Origin of the sequence: Saccharothrix espanaensis DSM 44229, from assembly GCF_000328705.1 — a bacterium.
GTDB lineage: Bacteria > Actinomycetota > Actinomycetes > Mycobacteriales > Pseudonocardiaceae > Actinosynnema > Actinosynnema espanaense.
Window position 1 is genome coordinate 8,326,280 of sequence record NC_019673.1, and the last position, 18,170, is coordinate 8,344,449.

14 protein-coding genes are annotated in these 18,170 nt (G+C 74.4%); 4 read left to right on the forward strand and 10 right to left on the reverse strand.

The genetic code is table 11. The annotated features are described in order from the left end of the window. The first annotated feature begins 6 nt into the window (after nt 1-6). From BN6_RS36385 to BN6_RS36395, 3 genes are all read left to right on the forward strand, one after another. Nucleotides 7-189: a DUF6104 family protein gene (locus BN6_RS36385; RefSeq protein WP_015104865.1), complete on the forward strand. Its 183-nt coding sequence runs from the start codon at nt 7-9 to the stop codon at nt 187-189. Nucleotides 190-578: 389 nt separating this feature from the next. Continuing rightward, on the forward strand, nt 579-1,820 hold the full coding sequence (locus tag BN6_RS36390; protein WP_041315360.1) for an O-antigen ligase family protein: 1,242 nt from the start codon (nt 579-581) through the stop codon (nt 1,818-1,820). After that, nucleotides 1,817-2,266, forward strand: coding sequence for a hypothetical protein (locus BN6_RS36395; RefSeq protein WP_041315362.1), 450 nt, complete (start codon nt 1,817-1,819; stop codon nt 2,264-2,266). Before BN6_RS36390 ends, BN6_RS36395 begins: the two co-directional genes overlap by 4 nt. A gap of 130 nt (nt 2,267-2,396) precedes the next feature. Here BN6_RS36395 and fxsT read toward each other — a convergent pair whose 3' ends face one another. From fxsT to BN6_RS36440, 9 genes are all read right to left on the reverse strand, one after another. Next, on the reverse strand, nt 2,397-6,404 hold the full coding sequence (gene fxsT / locus BN6_RS42735; RefSeq protein WP_015104868.1) for an FxSxx-COOH system tetratricopeptide repeat protein: 4,008 nt from the start codon (nt 6,402-6,404) through the stop codon (nt 2,397-2,399). Further along, nucleotides 6,401-7,396 carry an AAA family ATPase gene (locus tag BN6_RS36405; RefSeq protein WP_015104869.1) on the reverse strand — a complete coding sequence of 332 codons (996 nt, stop codon included), beginning with the start codon at nt 7,394-7,396 and terminating at the stop codon, nt 6,401-6,403. Before BN6_RS36405 ends, fxsT begins: the two co-directional genes overlap by 4 nt. A gap of 12 nt (nt 7,397-7,408) precedes the next feature. Further along, nucleotides 7,409-9,019 carry a VMAP-C domain-containing protein gene (locus BN6_RS36410; protein ID WP_331712615.1) on the reverse strand — a complete coding sequence of 537 codons (1,611 nt, stop codon included), beginning with the start codon at nt 9,017-9,019 and terminating at the stop codon, nt 7,409-7,411. A gap of 60 nt (nt 9,020-9,079) precedes the next feature. Beyond that, a complete protein-coding gene (gene hutI / locus BN6_RS36415; RefSeq protein ID WP_015104871.1) occupies nt 9,080-10,222 on the reverse strand; it encodes an imidazolonepropionase in 1,143 nt (380 codons plus the stop codon). Then, on the reverse strand, nt 10,219-11,484 hold the full coding sequence (locus BN6_RS36420; RefSeq protein ID WP_015104872.1) for a formimidoylglutamate deiminase: 1,266 nt from the start codon (nt 11,482-11,484) through the stop codon (nt 10,219-10,221). Before BN6_RS36420 ends, hutI begins: the two co-directional genes overlap by 4 nt. Then, nucleotides 11,481-12,656, reverse strand: a complete 1,176-nt coding sequence (locus tag BN6_RS36425) for an allantoate amidohydrolase (protein ID WP_015104873.1) — start codon at nt 12,654-12,656, stop codon at nt 11,481-11,483. Before BN6_RS36425 ends, BN6_RS36420 begins: the two co-directional genes overlap by 4 nt. Next, nucleotides 12,649-14,292: a urocanate hydratase gene (gene hutU, locus BN6_RS36430; protein WP_015104874.1), complete on the reverse strand. Its 1,644-nt coding sequence runs from the start codon at nt 14,290-14,292 to the stop codon at nt 12,649-12,651. The genes BN6_RS36425 and hutU overlap by 8 nt, the downstream gene beginning before the upstream one ends. Next, nucleotides 14,292-15,797, reverse strand: a complete 1,506-nt coding sequence (hutH, locus tag BN6_RS36435) for a histidine ammonia-lyase (protein WP_041315369.1) — start codon at nt 15,795-15,797, stop codon at nt 14,292-14,294. The genes hutU and hutH overlap by 1 nt, the downstream gene beginning before the upstream one ends. Nucleotides 15,798-15,883: 86 nt before the next feature. After that, nucleotides 15,884-16,189, reverse strand: coding sequence for a hypothetical protein (locus BN6_RS36440; RefSeq protein ID WP_015104876.1), 306 nt, complete (start codon nt 16,187-16,189; stop codon nt 15,884-15,886). A 117-nt stretch (nt 16,190-16,306) separates the two neighbouring features. On the opposite strand from BN6_RS36440, the gene BN6_RS36445 reads away from it, so the two are divergent. Continuing rightward, nucleotides 16,307-17,107, forward strand: coding sequence for an IclR family transcriptional regulator (locus BN6_RS36445; RefSeq protein WP_041315372.1), 801 nt, complete (start codon nt 16,307-16,309; stop codon nt 17,105-17,107). A 166-nt stretch (nt 17,108-17,273) separates the two neighbouring features. On the opposite strand, the gene BN6_RS36450 is transcribed toward BN6_RS36445, so the two are convergent. Continuing rightward, on the reverse strand, nt 17,274-18,158 hold the full coding sequence (locus tag BN6_RS36450) for an ABC transporter substrate-binding protein (RefSeq protein ID WP_041319272.1): 885 nt from the start codon (nt 18,156-18,158) through the stop codon (nt 17,274-17,276). Nucleotides 18,159-18,170 lie beyond the last annotated feature (12 nt).

Consider the following 18,170-nt stretch of genomic DNA (forward strand, 5'->3'; position numbering starts at 1 on the left):
GCCGCGATGTACTTCACCGACCGCGGCATCGAGGAGCTGGAGGCCCGCCGGGGCGAGGAGGAAGTGAGCCTCGCCTGGCTGGCCGACAAGCTGCGCGCCTTCGTGGACGCGAACCCGGAGTTCGAGACGCCGATCGAACGCCTGGCCACCTACCTGGCCCGGGACGACGAAGACGACCCCGAGGACTGATCGAGTCCTGACGAACGCCCCCGCGACCTGGTCGCGGGGGCGTTCGTCGTCTCAACGGCCGGAGCGCGCCGGCGCGGCACTCACCGTCACGTGCACGACCGGACGGCACTCGTTGGCGCGCACACGGCCGGACGGCACTCGTTGCCGGGCACACGACCGGACGGCGCAACGGACGTGGTCCGTGAAGACGCCGGAGCCCGGAGAACCTCTCGGCACGGCGGAGAACCGCACCGCAAAGCCTCGTTCCCCGCGCTCCGCTGCGGTTGAGATCCGCGCAACCCCGCCGGGGAGGGCGGGCACTGGTCTGGGGAGGCCGGTACGTGGGGGGCGTCTTGGCTTCGGGCGGGCGAGTGCGGGCGAGTGACGCCGACGCGGTGCCCTTACACGTCTTGCTGCTGCTTTCCGCCTTGTCCGCGGCGGTCGTCGCGCAGGGCGGGTACTACCTGCCCGGTCGGGTGCTCTCCGCCGTTCTCGCCGGCACCGCCTTGGTCATCGCGTTGCGCGACCGGCCTCGGGACCTCTTCCTCCCACTCGCGTGCGGCGGCCTCGCCGTGTGGGCGTTCCTGCGCGCAGTGGTGGGCGGCGAGCCGTTGTCCGCCGTTCCGACGATCGTCGCGCTCGGGGTGCTCGCCGCCGCTTTCCTTGCGGCGCAACGCACCGACGTGCGGCAGCGGGAACTGTGCGCCAAGGCCGTGATCGGGCTCGGCGCGCTCGCGGCGCTCGCCGGCTGGGCGGCGGTCGTGTGGCGGGTGCCGTCGTGGTCGGTGGTGGCCGACGGGCTGGCACGCGCGGGATCGACCATCACCTACCCCAACGCGGCGGCGGCGTTGTTCGCGGCGCTCGCGGTGGTGGCGATCTCGCTGCCTTCGGCGTGGCACGCGGGCGCGGCGTGCGTGCTGCTGACCGGCCTGGGTGCGACGCTGAGCCGGGCGGGGCTGCTCGCCCTGGTGTCCGGGCTGGTCGCGGCCGGGTTCCTGGCCGGGTGGCGACGGACCGCGCGGCACGCCGCCGGTCCGGTGCTGGGTGCCGTGGTCGCGGTCGGCGCGCTCGTCCCGTCGTTCCCGGTCGCCACCCCGGCCCACCACCTGCTCGCGGTGGGCGGCCTGTTGGCGGGCGTGGGGCTCGCCGCGGGGCTGACCCGGGTCGACGGCCGGGTGCAAGTGATCACCGCCGCGACCGTGCTCGTGGTGGGCGGGGTCGCGCTGGTCGCGCGCGGGAACCTGCTCGGCGACCGGCTGTCGCTGAGTTCCCCGGACCGCGCCGGCGCGACGGACGCCGCGCTGCACCTGATCGCGGCGAACCCGCTGACCGGTGTCGGGCCCGGCCGGGGCTGGTTCGCGTTCGACCGCGACGGCCCGCGCGTCATGCGTTACGCCCACAACGAGTACCTCCAAGTGCTCGTCGAACTGGGCGCCATCGGGTTGGTGCTGCTGGGAGTCCTGCTGTACGCGGTGTTCCGCGCGGCGCGCACGCGGGTCGACGGCCCGTGGGCGGGTGCCGTCGCGGGCGTGCTCGTCCTCGCCGTGCACAGCGGTTTCGACTTCCTGTGGCACCTGCCCGTCACCTTGCTGGCCGCCGGACTGCTCCTCGGCCTCGCCTCACCCCTACCGAAACCCAAGGAGACCCCGTGAAGATGTCGTTCCGCGCGGCGCGCTCGGCCAGGACCATGGCGGTGCTCGCCATCGCCGCGGGTGCCGTCGTGGCGTCCGCGATCCCCGGCAACGCCGACGTGAGCACCCAGTCGCCCTCGGTCGGCGGCATCAGGGTCGAGTCGCCCGCCAAGCTCCAGGCAGGCGGCGCGGCGATCATCGTCCCGGTCACGGCGGTCTGCCAACCCGGGTCCTACGCCTACGTCAACGTCCAGGTCACCCAGCGGGTGGGCAACGCCCTGGCCACCGGCAGCGGCAGCACCCGGATCAACAACTGCACCGGCACCTCCGAGGACGTCCGGATCGCGGTGCACGCCCAGGTGCAGGGCAAGGCGTTCCGCACGGGCGCGGCCTTCGCCTCGGCCACGCTGAACGGCCCGTTCCCCGGCCCGTTCGAGGACTACCGCGAGATCAAGATCGCCGACTGACCCCGACCGGCGGGGCGCCCCACCCGCGCCCCGCCACCGCCGGCCGGCAGGAATCCGGCGGGTGGAGATCAGGGCCGGCAGGGGTCACGTCGGCAGCGATCAGGCCGGCAAGGATCACGTCGGCAGGCGGTCAGGTCGGCGGGGGTTCGACGTCGCAGTCCAGCCGTCGCCCGGCCGCCGCCAGCACGACCTCCGGGTGCCGCGCACCCAGCACTCGCGCCAAGCCGGCGACGGCCTCCTCGGTGCAGTCGCCACCGCCGTCGGCGGCTTCGTCCAACGCGCTGTTGAACGCCGCCGCGACCGTGTGCGGGTGGTCCGCGCCCAGCACCCGGGTCATCCGCTGGACCGTCTCGCGGGACAGCGCGCTCGCGTTGTCGTACTCGCGCTGCGCGGCCAGGTCCCCGCTGATGTTCATGGCGCACGCCAACGTGTCCGGGTGGTCGTCGCCCCGGCTCTCGCGCAGCGCGCGGAACGTCGAGCGGTCCAGCGCGAAGGCCAGCCGGACGTCACCGAGGTTGCGCCACACCACGGCCAGGTTGATGGCGCAGGCCAGGGTGAACGGGTGCCACGGTTCCGCGTGCCGCACCAGGTGGTCCCGGTAAGCGTGCTCCCCCATGCGTTTCGCGCCGTCCAGGTCGCCGCTGCGCCACAGCGCGTTGCACAACGTCATCCGGGCGGCCAGCGTGTACTCGTGGTGCGGGCCGAGCCGGCGCTCGCACGCCGTCAGGTTCTCCTCCGCCACGGCCCGCGCCTGCGCGTACCGGCCGGTGCCGCGCAAGGCGATCGCCAGGTTGCGGCCGGCCAGCAGGACGTGGTTGTGGTCGGGGCCCAGCGCACCGCGCAACGTCGGCAGCACCTCCTCCTGCACGCGCAGCGCCTCGGCGTGCTTGCCCATGCCGAGCAGGTCACGCACCAGGTTGCAGGTGGCGAACAACGTCCGCGTGTCGTCCGGGCCGTACAGCTCGCGCCGCCGCCGCACGACGTCGAGGTCCATCGCGTAGGCGGTGCCGAAATCGCCCAGCAGCCGCAGGTCCACCGCGAGGTTGACCGCCGTGCGAAGGGTGCGGCCGTGGTTGTCGCCCCACTTGCGGCGGTGTCGGGCGAGGTTGTCGCGGTCGAGGGCCAGGGCGGCGGCGAAGCGGCCCAGGGCGCGCAGGTCGGCGCCGAGGCTGTGCGCGGCGGCCAGCGTGTTCGCGTGGTCCGCGCCGAACACGTCGGTGCAGCGCTGGAAGGTGTCCTCGTCCAGTTCGGCGGCTTCGGTGACCCGGCCGAGTTCGCGCATCGCGTTGCCGACGTGCCGGCACGCCGACAGCGTCGACTCGTCGTCGGTGCCCCACCGGGCCCGCCACAGCTCCACCGTGGACTGGCCGAGTGCCTGGCTGCCCTCGTAGTCGCCGATCGCGAACAGGTGCCGGACGTGGTCGAGGACCAGCGACCGGGCGGCCGGGTCGGGCGACTCCAGCAGCCGCGCGGCGGCGATGTGCGGCGAGAGTTCCCGGTAGCGCGGCCAGTTGTGCCGCTCGTCGGGCTCCTCGGGGTTGGCCGCGCCGAGCACGGCCTGGGCGTCGGCGAGCGACAGTTCGCGCTGTTCGCGTGACAGCAGCAGCCGCACGGTCTCCTGCACCAGGCCGTGCACCTCGATCCGGCCGCGCTCGTGGTCGCCCCGGACCAGCGCGATCCGGGACAGGTGGTCGACGGCGTCGCGCAGCCGCTCCGGGTCGCCCAGGAGGTCGCCCAGCGGCCCCGGGCGGTCACGGCCGGCGGCGAGCACGTCGACCGGGATCGCGGCGGGCGCGAAGTGCGCGCACAGGTCGAGCAGCGCGGCGGCGTCCGGGCGGTCGGCGCGCAGCGACACGATCGCCACGGCCCACGGCGCCCACGGCGTGTAGGCCCGCTGCGCGCCTTCGCCCCAGCGGGCCAGCAGCCCGAGGTACTCCCCGACCGGGACCGGCGTCTCGGCGAGCCACGCGCCCGCGTGGCGCAGGGCGAGCGGGTGGTCCCGCAGCGCGGCGGCCACCCGGTCGGCCTCGGCCGGGGTCAGCCGGGGCGCGGGTGCCCGCAGCAGGGCGACGCTCTCCGGCCGGGTCAGCTCGCGCACCGACAGCACCCGGCCGTGCGCCGCCCACTCCGAGAGCCTGCTGGTCACCAGCACGTGCCCGCCGGTGGGCAGTAGCCCGCGCAGCACGGCGGGCGGGCCGGGGTCGTCGAACACCAGCAGCCAGCGGCCGGTCGTGCGCAGCACCTCCAGCACGCTCTGCACGGTCCGCTGCGCGTCGGCCGACTCGGGCAGCCCGAGCCGCGCGCCCAGGTCGACCAGGCCGGCGCGGATCAGCGCGGGGTCGTCGGCGGAGATCCACCACACCAGGTCGTAGTCGTCGCGGAACCGGTGGGCGTACTCGACGGCGATCTGGGTCTTGCCCATCCCGCTCGCGCCGACCAGCACCAGCGGCGCGTCCTCGGCCAGCGAGTCGCGCAGCCGGGCCAGCAGCTCGTCGCGGCCGGTGAAGGCGGGGTTGCGCGGCGGCACGGTGGCCTCGGCGGTGCCGCTCGCCGCCGGCCGCCGGGTCGGGGTGGCCGGGCCGGCGACGCGCAGCCGCTTCGCCGCCTCGGCGTACCGGCCGCCCAGCCGGTGCAGCACCTCGCGGGCGACCTTGGCGAACGGCGGCCCGAGCGCGTCGACCTCCGCGCCGGCCCCGTCGGTGAGCAGGGCGCGGAAGTCGAACGGCGAGCCGAGCCGGTGGGCGACGAACTCCGACACCTTCGCCAGCACCTGCAGCGCCTCGTGCCGGGTCAGCTCGGACATCAGCTCGGCGCGCACCCCGGGCTGGAAGTCGAAGCGCAGGTCGTCGGTGCCCGACGACTCGTGCGCGACGCCCGCCGAGCGCAGCAGGCCGCTGAGGAACACCTCGGCCAGGTGCGCGGGCCGCGAGGTCGGCAGCATCGCGTGCTGCACCAGGCGCATCACCGGCAGGCTCAGCGGCGCGCACGCCAGGTAGACCGCCAGCCGGTAGGCGACGGTCGAGGAGCGCAGCCGGAACCGGCGCAGCCGCTCGTCGGCCGTCGGCGGCTCCTCGGCGGGCTCCGCGGGCCGGTCCATCCGGTTGGTGAACAGGGCGGTGCCGGTGAACCAGCGGGTGCCGGCGTCGGCGACCATGGCCGCCCACCCGCCGAGCCACCTCGGTTCCAGCTCCAGCACCGGGACGGGGACGCCGGGGTCGGCGACGTCGTCGTCCGGGTCGGCGGTGCGCACCACGAGCCGGTGGTTGGGCGTGCCGGGGCCGCGCCCGCGCAGCCGCACCCGCACGAAGTCCGGCCCGCAGTCGTCCCAGAGGCGTTGCGGCAGCACCTGGACCACCGCCACCGGGCCGGCGTTCGCCCACTGCGCCAGCGTGGCGGCGACGGCCCCGTTGCCCCACCCGTCGCCCACGCAGTCGCTGACCACCAGGACGAGCCGGCGGCCGGTGGGGTCGACGAACTCGCGCGGCTGGTGGGCGGCCGAGCCGTCCGCGCCGCGCACCACGACCCGCTCGCCCCGGTCGGCGTCGCTGTCGAACCGCCACGTGCGGATGTCCCGGAACGCGCCGAGCCGGCCGAGCACCGCGCGGAACTCGGCGACGGTCCGCCCCCACACCACCATCGAGGCGCTGTCGTCCACCACCAGGCTCAGGTCCAGCCACCGCTCCAGCCCCGGCTTGAGCCGCGGGATCCACAGGCCGGTGTCGGCCAGCCGGTCGACGGTCGCGTCCTCGTCCAGCTCGACCGCCTCGGCCACCGGCACCTTGCGCTGGAGCAGGCGCAGGGCGCGGCTGATCGCGGGCACGTCGGCCAGCGCGGGCACGGCCGGGCTGCGGGTGCGCACCGGCTCCGGCGCGTCGGTGAGCGGGCTCGACCGCGGCGGGCCGATGCGCAGGGCCGCCTGGCGGGTGTCGGCCGGGGGCAGCGGCGGCGGCTGTCGGGCCGGTCCGGCCGACGTCGCCGGACGGGTCGGGCGGACCGCGCCCGGCGGTCGCGGCCCGCCGCCCGCCGGGCGCGCCGGGGTGCCGGGGAGGAACCCGGCCAGCCACAGCGCGTCGGCCAGCTCCTCCCCGGTCACGTCCGGGTTGGACGCCCGGACGAACTCGACGAAGTCGTGGATCATCCCGGCCCGTCGAGCGGCTGGAGGAGCCGGTCCACCAGCCGTTCCCGGGTCGCCAGGTCCGGCCGGGCGCCGGCGATCGCCAGGTACACCGCGTTGAGCAGCTGGTCGGTGGCCAGGTCGCCTTGGTCGCGCCGCTCCACGAACCGGGCCACCAGGTCCCGGGTCTCGGCCAGCGCCTCGTCGCCCAGGTGCCCGGCCACGATCGCGGCCAGCTTGTCGGTGTCCGGCGGCTGGATGTCGACCCGCAGGCACCGGCGCAGCAGGGCCGGCGGGAACTCCCGCTCGCCGTTGCTGGTGATCACCACCAGCGGGAAGGCCCGGCAGCGCACCCGGCCGCGGCGGATCGTCGCGGGCCGGCCGAAGTCCTCGGTCATCACCCGCACCTCGGACCGGTCGTCGGGCAGCCGGCTGAGCTCCGGGATGTCGAACTGGCCCTCCTCGAAGACGTTGAGCAGGTCGTTGGGCAGGTCGATGTCGCTCTTGTCCAGCTCGTCCACCAGCAGCACGCGCGGCAGCTCGCCGGGCACCAGGGCGGTGCCCAGCGGCCCGAGCCGGACGAAACGGCCGATGTCGGGGTCGTGGTCGCCGCCGTGCAGCCCGACCTCCTGGAGCCGGCCGATGGCGTCGTACCGGTAGAGGCCGTCGACCAGCCGGGAGTGGCTGCCCACCGGCCAGTAGAGCACCGGGCCCAGCTTGAGCTCGTGGGCGACGCTGAACGCCAGGGTCGACTTGCCGGTGCCGGGCTTCCCGGTCACCAGCAGCGGGCGGCGCAGGTACAGCGCCGCGTTCACCATCTCGACCACGTCCTGGCCCGGCCGGTAGACGGTGGCCCGCTCGGCCACGCCGGGCCGGGCGCCGGCCAGCGTGCGGTCCACCGGCGGGGTGATCACCTCGCCGTCGAAAACGCGCCACGGCGGCGGTGGCGGCAACGCCCCGATACCGCTGTGGGGCTGTCCGGTGCCGCGGTAGACCGGCCAGCCGGATTCAGGCATTCTTTCCCCCAATCATCGGGGCGCGCGCAGCCGACTCGGCTGCGCGAACAGTTCGGGAATTCGGTCGGCGTCGTCCCACAACAACGTGATGTGCTCGCCCAGCAGCAGTTCCGCTCCGGTGTTCCCGCCGGCCTGCCGGCGAAGTCGCAACACGTGGCCGGGCAATCGGTCCAGGCCGCCGGATTCCAGCAACTCGCCGAGGTCGCGCCGGAAAGTCGCGGACAGCGCCGGGTCGCGGCACCAGGCGACGACCGGCACGCCCGCGTAGAGCACCGCGGTCAGCTCGTCGCGGCCCAGGCCCGCGCCGGTCTCCGGCGGGGCGGCCATCAGCACCGCCACCGGGGCGTCGGCGACCACGAGCTCGGCGAACAGCCGGTCCGGCCCGGCCCGCGCCCCCTCGTCCAGCCAGTGCACGGCGGCCGGGGCGGGCCGGTCGTCGTTGGCGGTCAGCCACCGCCACTTGCGCCGCCACCGGCCGCGCAGGTCGCCCCGGCGCATCCGGTCCAGGCTGCGCACCACCACCGGGTGGCTGGTGCCCAGCCGGTGCGGGAACACCTCGTCCACCCGCCACTGGTCGATCGGCTGGTGGATCAGGCCGCGCGGCACGATGAACTCCAGCGTCAGCTCCTCCACCTCCGCGCCCGCGACCACGTGCGCGCGGTGCACCAGGCCGACCACGTGGGCGGTGATCTGGCTGATCGAGCGCGGCACGTCGTCGCGGAACAGCACCTCGTCGGGCTGTCCGGGCTGCTGCAACCACGCCGAGAGCAGGTAGCGGTCGGCGTCGACGCCGTCCGGGTGCAGGTGCAGCACGACGTACCCGGGCCGGTCGTCCGCCGGCTGCGCCCGCGAGGCGGCGCACAGCTCGGCCAGCGCCGGCGGGCGCAGCCCGAGCCGGGAGCCCACGCCGTCCAGCCAGCGGTGCCCGGTCGTGCGCAGGTCCGCCACCAGGTGGGCCAACCGGTCGACGAACGCGAGCACCGGCGGCGTGCCGTCGTCCCCGACCGCCGGTTCGAGCCGTTCGACCAGGCCCGCGACGTCGTCCCAGTCGGCCACCGTCGCCCACCAGAACGACGAGGTGACCTGCCGGAACGCCGTGCCCAGCGACCTCGGCCCGACGCCCGCCAGCAGCGCGAGCAGCTCCTCGTACTCGGTCGAGGTGAGCAGCCGGTCGGGGAACAGGCAGGCCAGCAGCTCGTCCAGGTGGGCCATCGGCCGGCTGCCCTGGTGGAACACCCGGACCACCTCGACCAGCCCGCCGAGCCCGCCCTCCCGCTCCAGGCACCCGGTCAGCAGCGCCCAGACGTCGTGCCGCGCGTCGGCGTGCCGGGGGTAGCTGAACGCGGGCAGGTGCGTCCGGGTCAACTCGGACACGTACAGCTCGCGCGAGTCCTTATCGCGCATCCCGGGGAGTCCGAGAAACGCATCGCACAACCTGCCGTGTTCCGCCACGGACAACACGCGCTCCCGCCAGACCATCGAGCCCCCTCGAATCCCCGACAAATAAACAGTAATCGCGGGGCGTCGGGAAAGACAACAGGCAATTCGGCGGAGCGACCGAACGGAGTACCGAACCGCAATTCTGCAGAAACCGCAGTCGAGCAATTCTCGACAACGCGGCATATCGGCCGGGGCACCCCGCGGCGACCGTCCCGGCCCGCGCGGCCGGGACGGTCGAGGCGGTCAGCGGACGCGTTCGCCCCTGCGCCACACCGCGTGGGTCAGCGGAACGCCCGGCCGGTACGCGAGGTGGGTGGTGCTCGGGGCGTCCAGCACGTGCACGTCGGCGCGCGCGCCGACCGCGAGGTGCCCGACGTCCGCACGCCCCAGCGCGATGGCGCCGCCGCGGGTCGCCGCGAACACCGCCTCCTGCACCGACATCCGCATCTGGAGCACGGCCGTGGTCACGCAGTAGGCCATCGACGTGGTGTAGGAGCTGCCCGGGTTGCAGTTGCTGGCCAACGCGACCGTGGCACCGGCGTCCAGCAGCGCCCGCGCGGGCGGCAACGACTGCCGGGTGGACAGGTCGCACGCCGGCAGCAGGGTCGCGACCGTGCCCGACCCGGCCAGCGCGTCGACGTCGGCCGACGACAGGTAGGTGCAGTGGTCGACGCTCGCCGCGCCCAGCTCCACCGCCAACCGGACGCCGGGCCCCTCGCCCAGCTGGTTGCCGTGCACCCGCAGCCCCAGTCCGCGCGCCGCCGCGGCCTCCAGCACGGCGCGGGACTGGTCGGCGTCGAACGCGCCCTTCTCGCAGAACACGTCCGCCCACCGCACGTGCGGCGCGACCGCGTCGAGCATCTCCCCGCACACCAGCGAGACGTACTCGTCGGCGTCCGCACCCGGCGGCACCAGGTGGGCGCCCAGGAACGTGGCCTCGTCGGCGTGCAGCGCGGCGATCCGGGCCGACCGGACCTCGTCCTCGACCGTCAGGCCGTAGCCGGTCTTGGTCTCCACGTACGTCGTGCCCTGCGCGACGGCCTCGGCGACGTGCCGCCGGATCGTCGCCGCCAGCTCGTCGTCGGACGCGGCCCGGGTGGCGTTCACGGTCACGGCGATGCCGCCCGCGCGGTAGGGCTGCCCGGACATCCGGGCCTCGAACTCCGCGGTCCGGTCGCCGGCGAACACCAGGTGGGTGTGGCTGTCCACCCACCCCGGCAGCACCGCCCGGCCGGCCGCGTCGAACACCTCGTCGGCGGCCGGGGCGGCGGCCGCGGCACCGACCCACGCCACGTGCCCGTCGGCCAGCACGAGCGCGGCGTCGGTGAGCCGGCCGGGCTCGGCGTTGGTGGTCAACTCGCCGATGTTGGTGATCAGGGTGCTCATACGACCGCCTTCAGCAGCTTCCCGACGTCCCCGAGGGTCTCGTGGACCCCGTTGCGCGCCACGACCTTCCCGCCCGACACGACCACCGCGACGTCCGAGGCGGTGGCGGCCAGCACGACCTGGTCGGCCGCGCACCCGGTGGTGCGCACCGAGTCCAGGCCGATGGCGACGAGGTCGGCGGGGGCGCCGACCTCGATCCGGCCCGCTTCGGGCCACCCGACGGCGGCGTGGTTGGTCAGCGCCGCGACCAGGTCGGCGGGCGTGAACCGGCCGCGCTCGCCGGTGCGCAGCCGCTCGCCGTGCTCCAGGCCGCGAGCCTCCAGCAGCGGGTCGATCACCGCGTGCTGGTCGCTGCCCAGCGACAGCGGGCTGCCGGCGTCGCGCAGCTCGCGCGCCGGGCCGATGCCGTCGGCCAGGTCGGCCTCGGTGGTAGGGCAGAAGCACGCGCCCGTCCCGGCCGACCCGAGCAGCCCGATGTCCTTTGTGGACAGGTGGGTGGCGTGCACGGCGGTGGTGCGGGCGGTCAGCGCGCCCGCCTCGTGCAGCAGCTCGGTCGGCGTCAGCCCGTACGCGGCCAGGCACGCCTCGTTCTCGGCCGGCTGCTCCGACAGGTGCACGTGCAGCGGCCGATCGGGGAAAGCGCCCGCCACCAGCGACAACGTCTCCCGCGGCACGGCGCGCACCGAGTGGATCGCCGCGCCGACCCGGGTGTTGCCGTCCTCGCGCAGCTCGGCCACCCTGGCCGCCCACCGCTCGCCGGTGCCGTCGGAGAACCGCTCCTGCACGCCGGTCACCGGCTGCCCGATGCCGCCCGCCAGGTAGCAGGCGTCCAGCAGGGTGAGCCGGATGCCGGCGTCGACGGCGGCCTGTCGCAGCGCCTCGCCCATCTCGTTGCCGCCGTTGTGCAGGTAGTGGAACTCGCCCACGGCCGTCACGCCGGCGATCGCCATCTCCGCGTAGACCGCCCGCGCCAGGTGCAGGTAGCTCTCCGGTGTCAGGCGCTCGGCCACCGCGTACATCCGGTCGCGCCACGTCCAGAACGTGCCGCCGTCGGAGTGCGTCCGACCGCGCAGAGCCCGGTGGAAGGCGTGGGAGTGCGCGTTGGCGAACCCCGGCAGCACGACCCCGTACAGGCGTTCGCAGCCCAGCGGGATGGTGTCCACCGTGGACACCGACGTGATGGTGCCGCGGTCCGCCCGGACCAGCACGCGGGACGCGATGCCGTCGGGCAGCCAGGCCTGTTCGCACCAGAAGCTCTTCATCGCGCCAGCCGCTCCAACGTCGTCGCCAGCGCCACCACGCCCGCCGCGCAGTCGTCGGCCTCGGCGAACTCCTCGGGGGCGTGGCTGATCCCGGTCGGGTTGCGCACGAACAGCATGGCGGTCGGCACGTGCGCCGCCAAGATCCCCGCGTCGTGACCCGCACCGGTGGGCAGCGCCGGCACCCCGCCGAGCGCGGCGGAGATCTCGGCCGCCAACCCGGTGTCGAAGTAAACCGTGTCACCGTAGGACTCCTCGGTGACCCGCAGCTCGCAGCCCTCGTCACCGGCCGCCGCGTGCGCCGCCTCGGTGATCTGCGCGACCACCTCACGGGTCCGCGCGTCGTCGCCGGCCCGAGCGTCCAGCCACACGTCGACCGACGACGCGATCACGTTGGTGCCGCCGGGGTTGGGCACGATCCGGCCCACGGTCGCCCGCGCGCCGCCGGTGGCCGCCGCCCGTGCCGCCAGCACCAGCCGTGACGCGGGCAGCATCGGGTCGCGGCGGTCCTCGACCAGGGTCGCGCCGGCGTGGTTGCCCTCGCCGGTGAACGTGTAGCGCCACCGCCCGTGCGCCAGGATCGAACTGGCCAGCCCGACCGGGACGGTCAGCCCGCGCCCCTGCTCCACGTGCAGCTCGACGAACTGCCCGACCAGGCCCAGCGCCTCGTCGTCACGGCCCATCCGGGCCGGGTCGAACCCGGCCGCGCGGGCGGCGTCGCCGAACGAGACCCCGTCCGGGTCGGTCAGCGCCGCCGCCTTCTCCGGGGCGATCGCGCCGGTCATCAGCCGCGACCCGAGGCAGGCCACGCCGAACCGGCCGCCCTCCTCCTCCACGAACACCACGACCGCCAGCGGCCGGGACGGCTGGAAACCTCTGACCCGCAACAGGTCGACCGCCTGCAACGCGGCCACGACGCCCAGCGGCCCGTCGAACGCGCCGCCGCCGGGCACCGAGTCCAGGTGGCTGCCGGTGATCACCGCGTCCGGCCCCGGCGCGCCCCACCAGGCCCACAGGTTGCCGTTGCGGTCCGGCCGCACGTCCAGCCCGCGCCGGGTCGCCTCCGCGACGAACCACTCCCGCAGCTCCAGCTCGACGTGGTCGAACCCGTGCCGCGAGTAGCCGCCGCGCCGGGCGTCCCGGCCGACGTCGGCGATGTCCGCCAGGTCAGTCATCGCGCCCCATCGGGATCCGCACGCCCTTGTCCTCGGCGACGGCCTTCGCCTCGTCGTACCCGGCGTCCACGTGCCGGATCACGCCCATGCCGGGGTCGTTGGTCAGCACCCGTTCGATCTTGCGCGCGGCCAGCTCCGTGCCGTCGGCCACGGTGACCTGGCCGGCGTGGATGGACCGCCCGATGCCGACGCCGCCGCCGTGGTGCAGCGACACCCAGGTGGCTCCGGACGCGGTGTTGACCAGCGCGTTGAGCAGCGGCCAGTCCGCGATGGCGTCCGAGCCGTCGGCCATCGACTCGGTCTCCCGGTACGGCGAGGCGACCGAGCCGCAGTCGAGGTGGTCGCGGCCGATCACGATCGGCGCGGACAGCTCGCCGCTGGCCACCATCTCGTTGAACTTCAGCCCGGCGAGGTGCCGCTCGCCGTAGCCCAGCCAGCAGATCCGCGCGGGCAGCCCCTGGAACTCGACCCGCTCGCCGGCCATCTTGATCCACCGCGCGAGCTGCTCGTTGTCCGGGAACAGCTCCAGGATCGCCTGGTCGGTCTTGGCGATGTCGGCCGGGTCGCCGGACAGCGCCGCCCAGCGGAACGGGCCCTTGCCCTCGCAGAACAGCGGCCGGATGTAGGCGGGCACGAAACCCGGGAAGTCGAACGCCCGCTCGTAGCCGCCCAGCTTGGCCTCGCCGCGGATCGAGTTGCCGTAGTCGAACACCTCCGCGCCCCGGTCCTGGAACCCGACCATCGCCTCGACGTGGTCGGCCATCGACTCGCGGGACCGGTCGGTGAACTCGTCGGGCTTCTTGGCCGCGTAGTCCGACCAGTCGTCCAGCCCGATGCCCTTGGGCAGGTACGCCAGCGGGTCGTGCGCCGAGGTCTGGTCGGTGACGATGTCCACCGGGACCTCGCGGCGCAGCAGCTCGGGCAGCACCTCGGCGGCGTTGCCGATCAGGCCCACCGACAGCGCCCGGCCCTCGGCCTTCGCCTTGAGCACGCGGGCGATCGCGTCGTCGATGTCGTCCGCGACCTCGTCGAGGTAGCGGGTCTCCACGCGCCGCCGGGCGCGCGCCGGGTCGACCTCGACGCACAGCGCGACGCCCTCGTTCATCGTCACCGCCAGCGGCTGCGCGCCACCCATGCCACCGAGCCCGGCGGTGAGCGTGAGCGTGCCCTTGAGGGTGCCGTTGAACCGCTTGTTGGCCACGGCGGCGAACGTCTCGTAGGTGCCCTGGAGGATGCCCTGGGTGCCGATGTAGATCCACGACCCGGCGGTCATCTGGCCGTACATGGTCAGGCCCTCGGCCTCCAGCCGGCGGAACTCGGGCCAGTTCGCCCAGTCCGGCACCAGGTTGGAGTTGGCGATCAGCACCCGCGGCGCCCACTCGTTGGTCCGCATCACGCCCACCGGGCGGCCGGACTGCACGAGCAGCGTCTCGTCGTCGGCCAGCTCGGCCAGCTCGCGGCTGATGGCGTGGAAGCTCGGCCAGTCCCGGGCGGCCTTGCCGGTGCCGCCGTAGACCACCAGGTCCTCGGGGCGCTCGGCCACGTCCGGGTCGAGGTTGTTGTGGAACATCCGCAGGGCGGCCTCGGTCTGCCAGCTGCGGGCGGTCAGGTCGGTGCCTCGGGCTGCACGCACCATCAGAGTGCTCCGTTCCGGATGAGTTCTTCGGCGGCGGCGATCTCAGGGGCCAGGTGGCGGTCCGGACCGGGGCCCTGGACGCTCACGCGGAGCTTGGCCACGGCCGCGGCGGTCGCCGGCGCCGGCTTCAGGGGTGCGCGCAGGTCGAGCGCGCGGGCGGCGGTGAGCAGCTCGACCGCCAGCACGGTGCGCAGACCGTCCACGGCCTTGCGCAGCTTGCGCGCGGCGGACCAGCCCATCGAGACGTGGTCCTCCTGCATCGCGCTGCTCGGGATCGAGTCGACGGACGCGGGCACGGCCAGCCGCTTGAGCTCGCTGACGATCGCGGCCTGCGTGTACTGGGCGATCATGTGGCCGGAGTCGACACCGGGGTCGTCGGCCAGGAACGGCGGCAGGCCGTGCGACCGGTTCACGTCCAGCATCCGGTCGGTGCGGCGCTCGGCGATGCTCGCCACGTCGGCCACCGGGATGGCCAGGAAGTCCAGCACGTAGGCGATCGGCGCGCCGTGGAAGTTGCCGTTGGACTCGACCCGGCCGTCGGCCAGCACCACCGGGTTGTCCACGGCGGCGGCCAGTTCGCGGTCGGCGACCGTCTCGGCGTAGGCCACGGTGTCCCGCGCCGCCCCGTGCACCTGCGGCGAGCAGCGCAGCGAGTACGCGTCCTGGACCCGCGTGCAGTCCGGGCCGCGGTGGCTCGCCATGATCTCGGAGCCGGCCAGCAGGTCAACCATCCGGCGGGCGCTGTGGCCCTGGCCGGGGTGCGGGCGCAGCGCCTGCAGGTCGGCGGCGAAGACCCGGTCGGTGCCCAGCAGGGCCTCCACGCTCATCGCCGCGGTCAGGTCCGCCACGTCCAGCAGGTAGCGCAGGTCGCGCAGCGCCAGCACGAGCATCCCCAGCATCCCGTCGGTGCCGTTGATGAGCGCCAGGCCCTCCTTCTCGGCCAGCCGCACCGGCTCGATGCCGGCCCGGCGCAGCGCGTCGGCGGCCGGGACCAGCGCGCCGTCGGCGTCCCGGACCTGGCCCTCGCCGGTCAGCGCGAGCGCGGCGGCCGACAGCGGCGCCAGGTCGCCCGAGCAGCCCAGCGAGCCGTACTCGTGGACGACCGGCGTGATGCCCGCGTTCAGCATGGCCGCCATCGCCTCGGCGGTGCCCAGCCGCACCCCGGTGTGCCCGCTGGCCAGCGTCTTGAGCCGGAGCAGGACCAGGGCGCGGACCACCTCGCGCTCCACCTCGGGGCCGGAGCCGGCGGCGTGCGAGCGGACCAGCGACTGCTGGAGCGCCGCCCGGCGGTCCGGCGGGATGTGCCGGACGGCCAGCGCGCCGAAGCCCGTGGACACGCCGTAGGTGGGTGTCTCGGCCGTGGCCAGGCGTTCGATGTGGGCGCGGGCGGCCGTGACCGCCTCGCGCGCCGCCTCCGTGATCTCCACGGGCGCGTCGTCGCGGGCGACGGCGTGGACGTCCTCGCGGGTCAGCGATTTCGGACCCAGCTGCACGGGTTGCTGCATGTGCACATCACAACCCGTGCGCCGGGTCCGCACGACCCGAGACCCCCGGAGAGCGTCTGGCATCCCAGACTCCGCCGGGCCCTGGTTCAGGAGGCCCAGTCGAACCGCGGGCCGGGGTCGAACCGGACGTGGTCGAGGGCCGCGGGCGACTGCTCGGCTCGGCGGGCCACGCCGAGCGGATCGGACACGTCGTCGGGCACGACCGACAGCACCGGCTCCGGGCTCACCTGCCAGAACAGCACGTCCTCGTCGTCGACGTACGCGGCCGCGCCGCCCACGTCGGTCCGCTGCTCCGGCCGGGCGGCGGCGAGCAGGGCGGCCTGGCGCCCGGCATCGGCGACGGGCACCCGCAGCGTGATCCGCGGCCCGCCCCTCTGCCGCACGTCGCCCATTCCCGGGCGTCCTCCACAACGTCGGCAACGGGGTGACCTGGGCGGTCGCGAACTCCTCGGAGCCGGTCGTCACACCCCTCCAGTGCGCGGCCGGCCCGGTTTGTTGACAATGGCCCGGTGGGATCCAGCAGCGACGTGCCGGCGTTGCGCCGAGGGCTGGCCGTGCTGCGCCTGCTGGCCGGTCGTCCCGGACCGCTGTCCGCCGCGGCGGTGGCGCGGGAGCTGGACCTGCCCCGGTCCACCACCTACCACCTGCTGGCCGAGCTGGCCGAGGCCGGGTTCGCCACCCACTTCCCCGAGGAGCGCCGGTACGGGCTGGGCGTGGCGGCGTTCGAACTCGGTTCGGCCTACCTGCGCCACGACCCGCTGGAACGCCTCGCGCGGCCGTTGCTGCGCCGGCTGGTCGACGGCGTCGGCCGGACCGCGCACCTGGGCGTGCTGCACGGCGCGGAGGCGCTCTACCTGCTGCGCGAGCAGCCCCGGCGGCCGTCCACGATCGTGTCGGACGTGGGCGTGCGGCTGCCGTCGCACCTCACCGCGTCCGGCCGCGCGATGCTGGCCCACCTGCCCGACGCCCAGGTGCGGGCGCTGTTCCCGAGCGTGGCGTCGTTCGTCGACCGCACCGGGCGCGGCCCGGCCAACCTCCCCGCGCTGCGCCGCCTGCTGACCGCGGAACGCCGTCGCGGGTGGGCGGTGGAGGACGGCTACGTGACGGCCGGCTTCGCGTCGGTCGCCGCCCCGGTCTTCGACCACGGCGAACGCCCGATCGCCGCGATCACCGTCACCTTCCGGCACGTCTGCGACCAGGAGTGCGGCGAGACCTGGCCGGACCTGGCCACCGAGACCCGCCGCACCGCCGACGCCCTGACCGACCGCATCGGCGGCCACCGCGCCGACCAGGAGGAGAAACCGGGCTGACCCGGGTGCGCGGCGGGCCGGCGCGGTCGGACCCCACCCCACGATGCCGACGTGATCGACTCCGACGCCCAGACCGCCGACGGCTCCTGGCGGTCCACCGGCACGGGCGACCGAACGAAACCGCCGGCCCACCCCGTGAGGCGGACCGGCGGTTTGACGCGTGCGGTTAGAGCTTGACGTTCTTGAGGAAGTCCGCGGCCACGTTCGCCACGGTCTCCTTGTCGATGTCGACCCGCTTGACCAACTCGGCCAGGTTGACCGTGGTCAGCGCGGCGGACACCTTGTTGAGCGCGTCCTTGCCCGCCTGGTTGACCGCGTCGGACCGCAGCAGCGGGATGATGTTCTGCGCCGGGTACATGTTCTTCGGGTCCTTCAGCTCCACGAACGAGTTCGCCTTGATGTCGGCGGACGTCGTGTACAGGTTCGCGACCTGCGCGGTGCCGTTCTTCAGCGCGTCCACGGTGATCGGGCCGCCGGCGTCGGTGGTCTTGATCTCCTTGAACGTGACTCCGTAGAGCTCCTTGACCTTGTCCTTCCAGCGCTGGCCCCACTCGCCCGCCGCGCCCAGGACGTACTTGCCGTCACCGAGGTCCGCGATCGAGGCCACGCCGGAGTCCGCGGTCTCCTTGGTGACCACCAGGACGTCCTTGTCCTCGGCGTCGGACTTGAACAGCACCTCCAGGCCGGCCGGGGTCTTGTCCTTGAGCGCCTTGTAGACCTCGTCGGACGCCGTCGTGGTGTTGGTCTTGTCGAAGTAGTTCAGCAGGTTGCCGGTGTACTCCGGCACCACGCCGAGCGACTTGTCCTGCAACGCCTTCACCACGAGTTCCCGGGCACCGATGCCGGACTTCACCGACACCTGCGCGCCGGTCGCCTTGAGCGCCCCCGCGTAGATCTCGGCCAGGATCTTGTTCTCGGTGAAGTCGGCCGAACCGACCACGACCTCACCCGAGGCGGACTGCTGGTTGCTCCCGCTCAGGTCCTCTTTGGACCCGCACGCGGAGACGACCAACGCTGCCGCCGCGACGATGACGGTCAACGTGCGCTTCATGCCGTTCTCCCT

Excerpts from the sequence above, each read along its gene's own strand:
- BN6_RS36410 (WP_331712615.1), bottom strand. The coding sequence starts at position 9,019 with ATGCCGCGTTGTCGAGAATTGCTCGACTGCGGTTTCTGCAGAATTGCG.
- hutI (WP_015104871.1), bottom strand. The coding sequence starts at position 10,222 with ATGAGCACCCTGATCACCAACATCGGCGAGTTGACCACCAACGCCGAG.
- hutH (WP_041315369.1), bottom strand. The coding sequence starts at position 15,797 with ATGCAGCAACCCGTGCAGCTGGGTCCGAAATCGCTGACCCGCGAGGAC.
- hutU (WP_015104874.1), bottom strand. The coding sequence starts at position 14,292 with ATGGTGCGTGCAGCCCGAGGCACCGACCTGACCGCCCGCAGCTGGCAG.
- BN6_RS36385 (WP_015104865.1), top strand. The coding sequence starts at position 7 with ATGTACTTCACCGACCGCGGCATCGAGGAGCTGGAGGCCCGCCGGGGC.
- BN6_RS36440 (WP_015104876.1), bottom strand. The coding sequence starts at position 16,189 with ATGGGCGACGTGCGGCAGAGGGGCGGGCCGCGGATCACGCTGCGGGTG.
- BN6_RS36450 (WP_041319272.1), bottom strand. The coding sequence starts at position 18,158 with ATGAAGCGCACGTTGACCGTCATCGTCGCGGCGGCAGCGTTGGTCGTC.
- BN6_RS36405 (WP_015104869.1), bottom strand. The coding sequence starts at position 7,396 with ATGCCTGAATCCGGCTGGCCGGTCTACCGCGGCACCGGACAGCCCCAC.
- BN6_RS36425 (WP_015104873.1), bottom strand. The coding sequence starts at position 12,656 with ATGACTGACCTGGCGGACATCGCCGACGTCGGCCGGGACGCCCGGCGC.
- fxsT (WP_015104868.1), bottom strand. The coding sequence starts at position 6,404 with ATGATCCACGACTTCGTCGAGTTCGTCCGGGCGTCCAACCCGGACGTG.
- BN6_RS36420 (WP_015104872.1), bottom strand. The coding sequence starts at position 11,484 with ATGAAGAGCTTCTGGTGCGAACAGGCCTGGCTGCCCGACGGCATCGCG.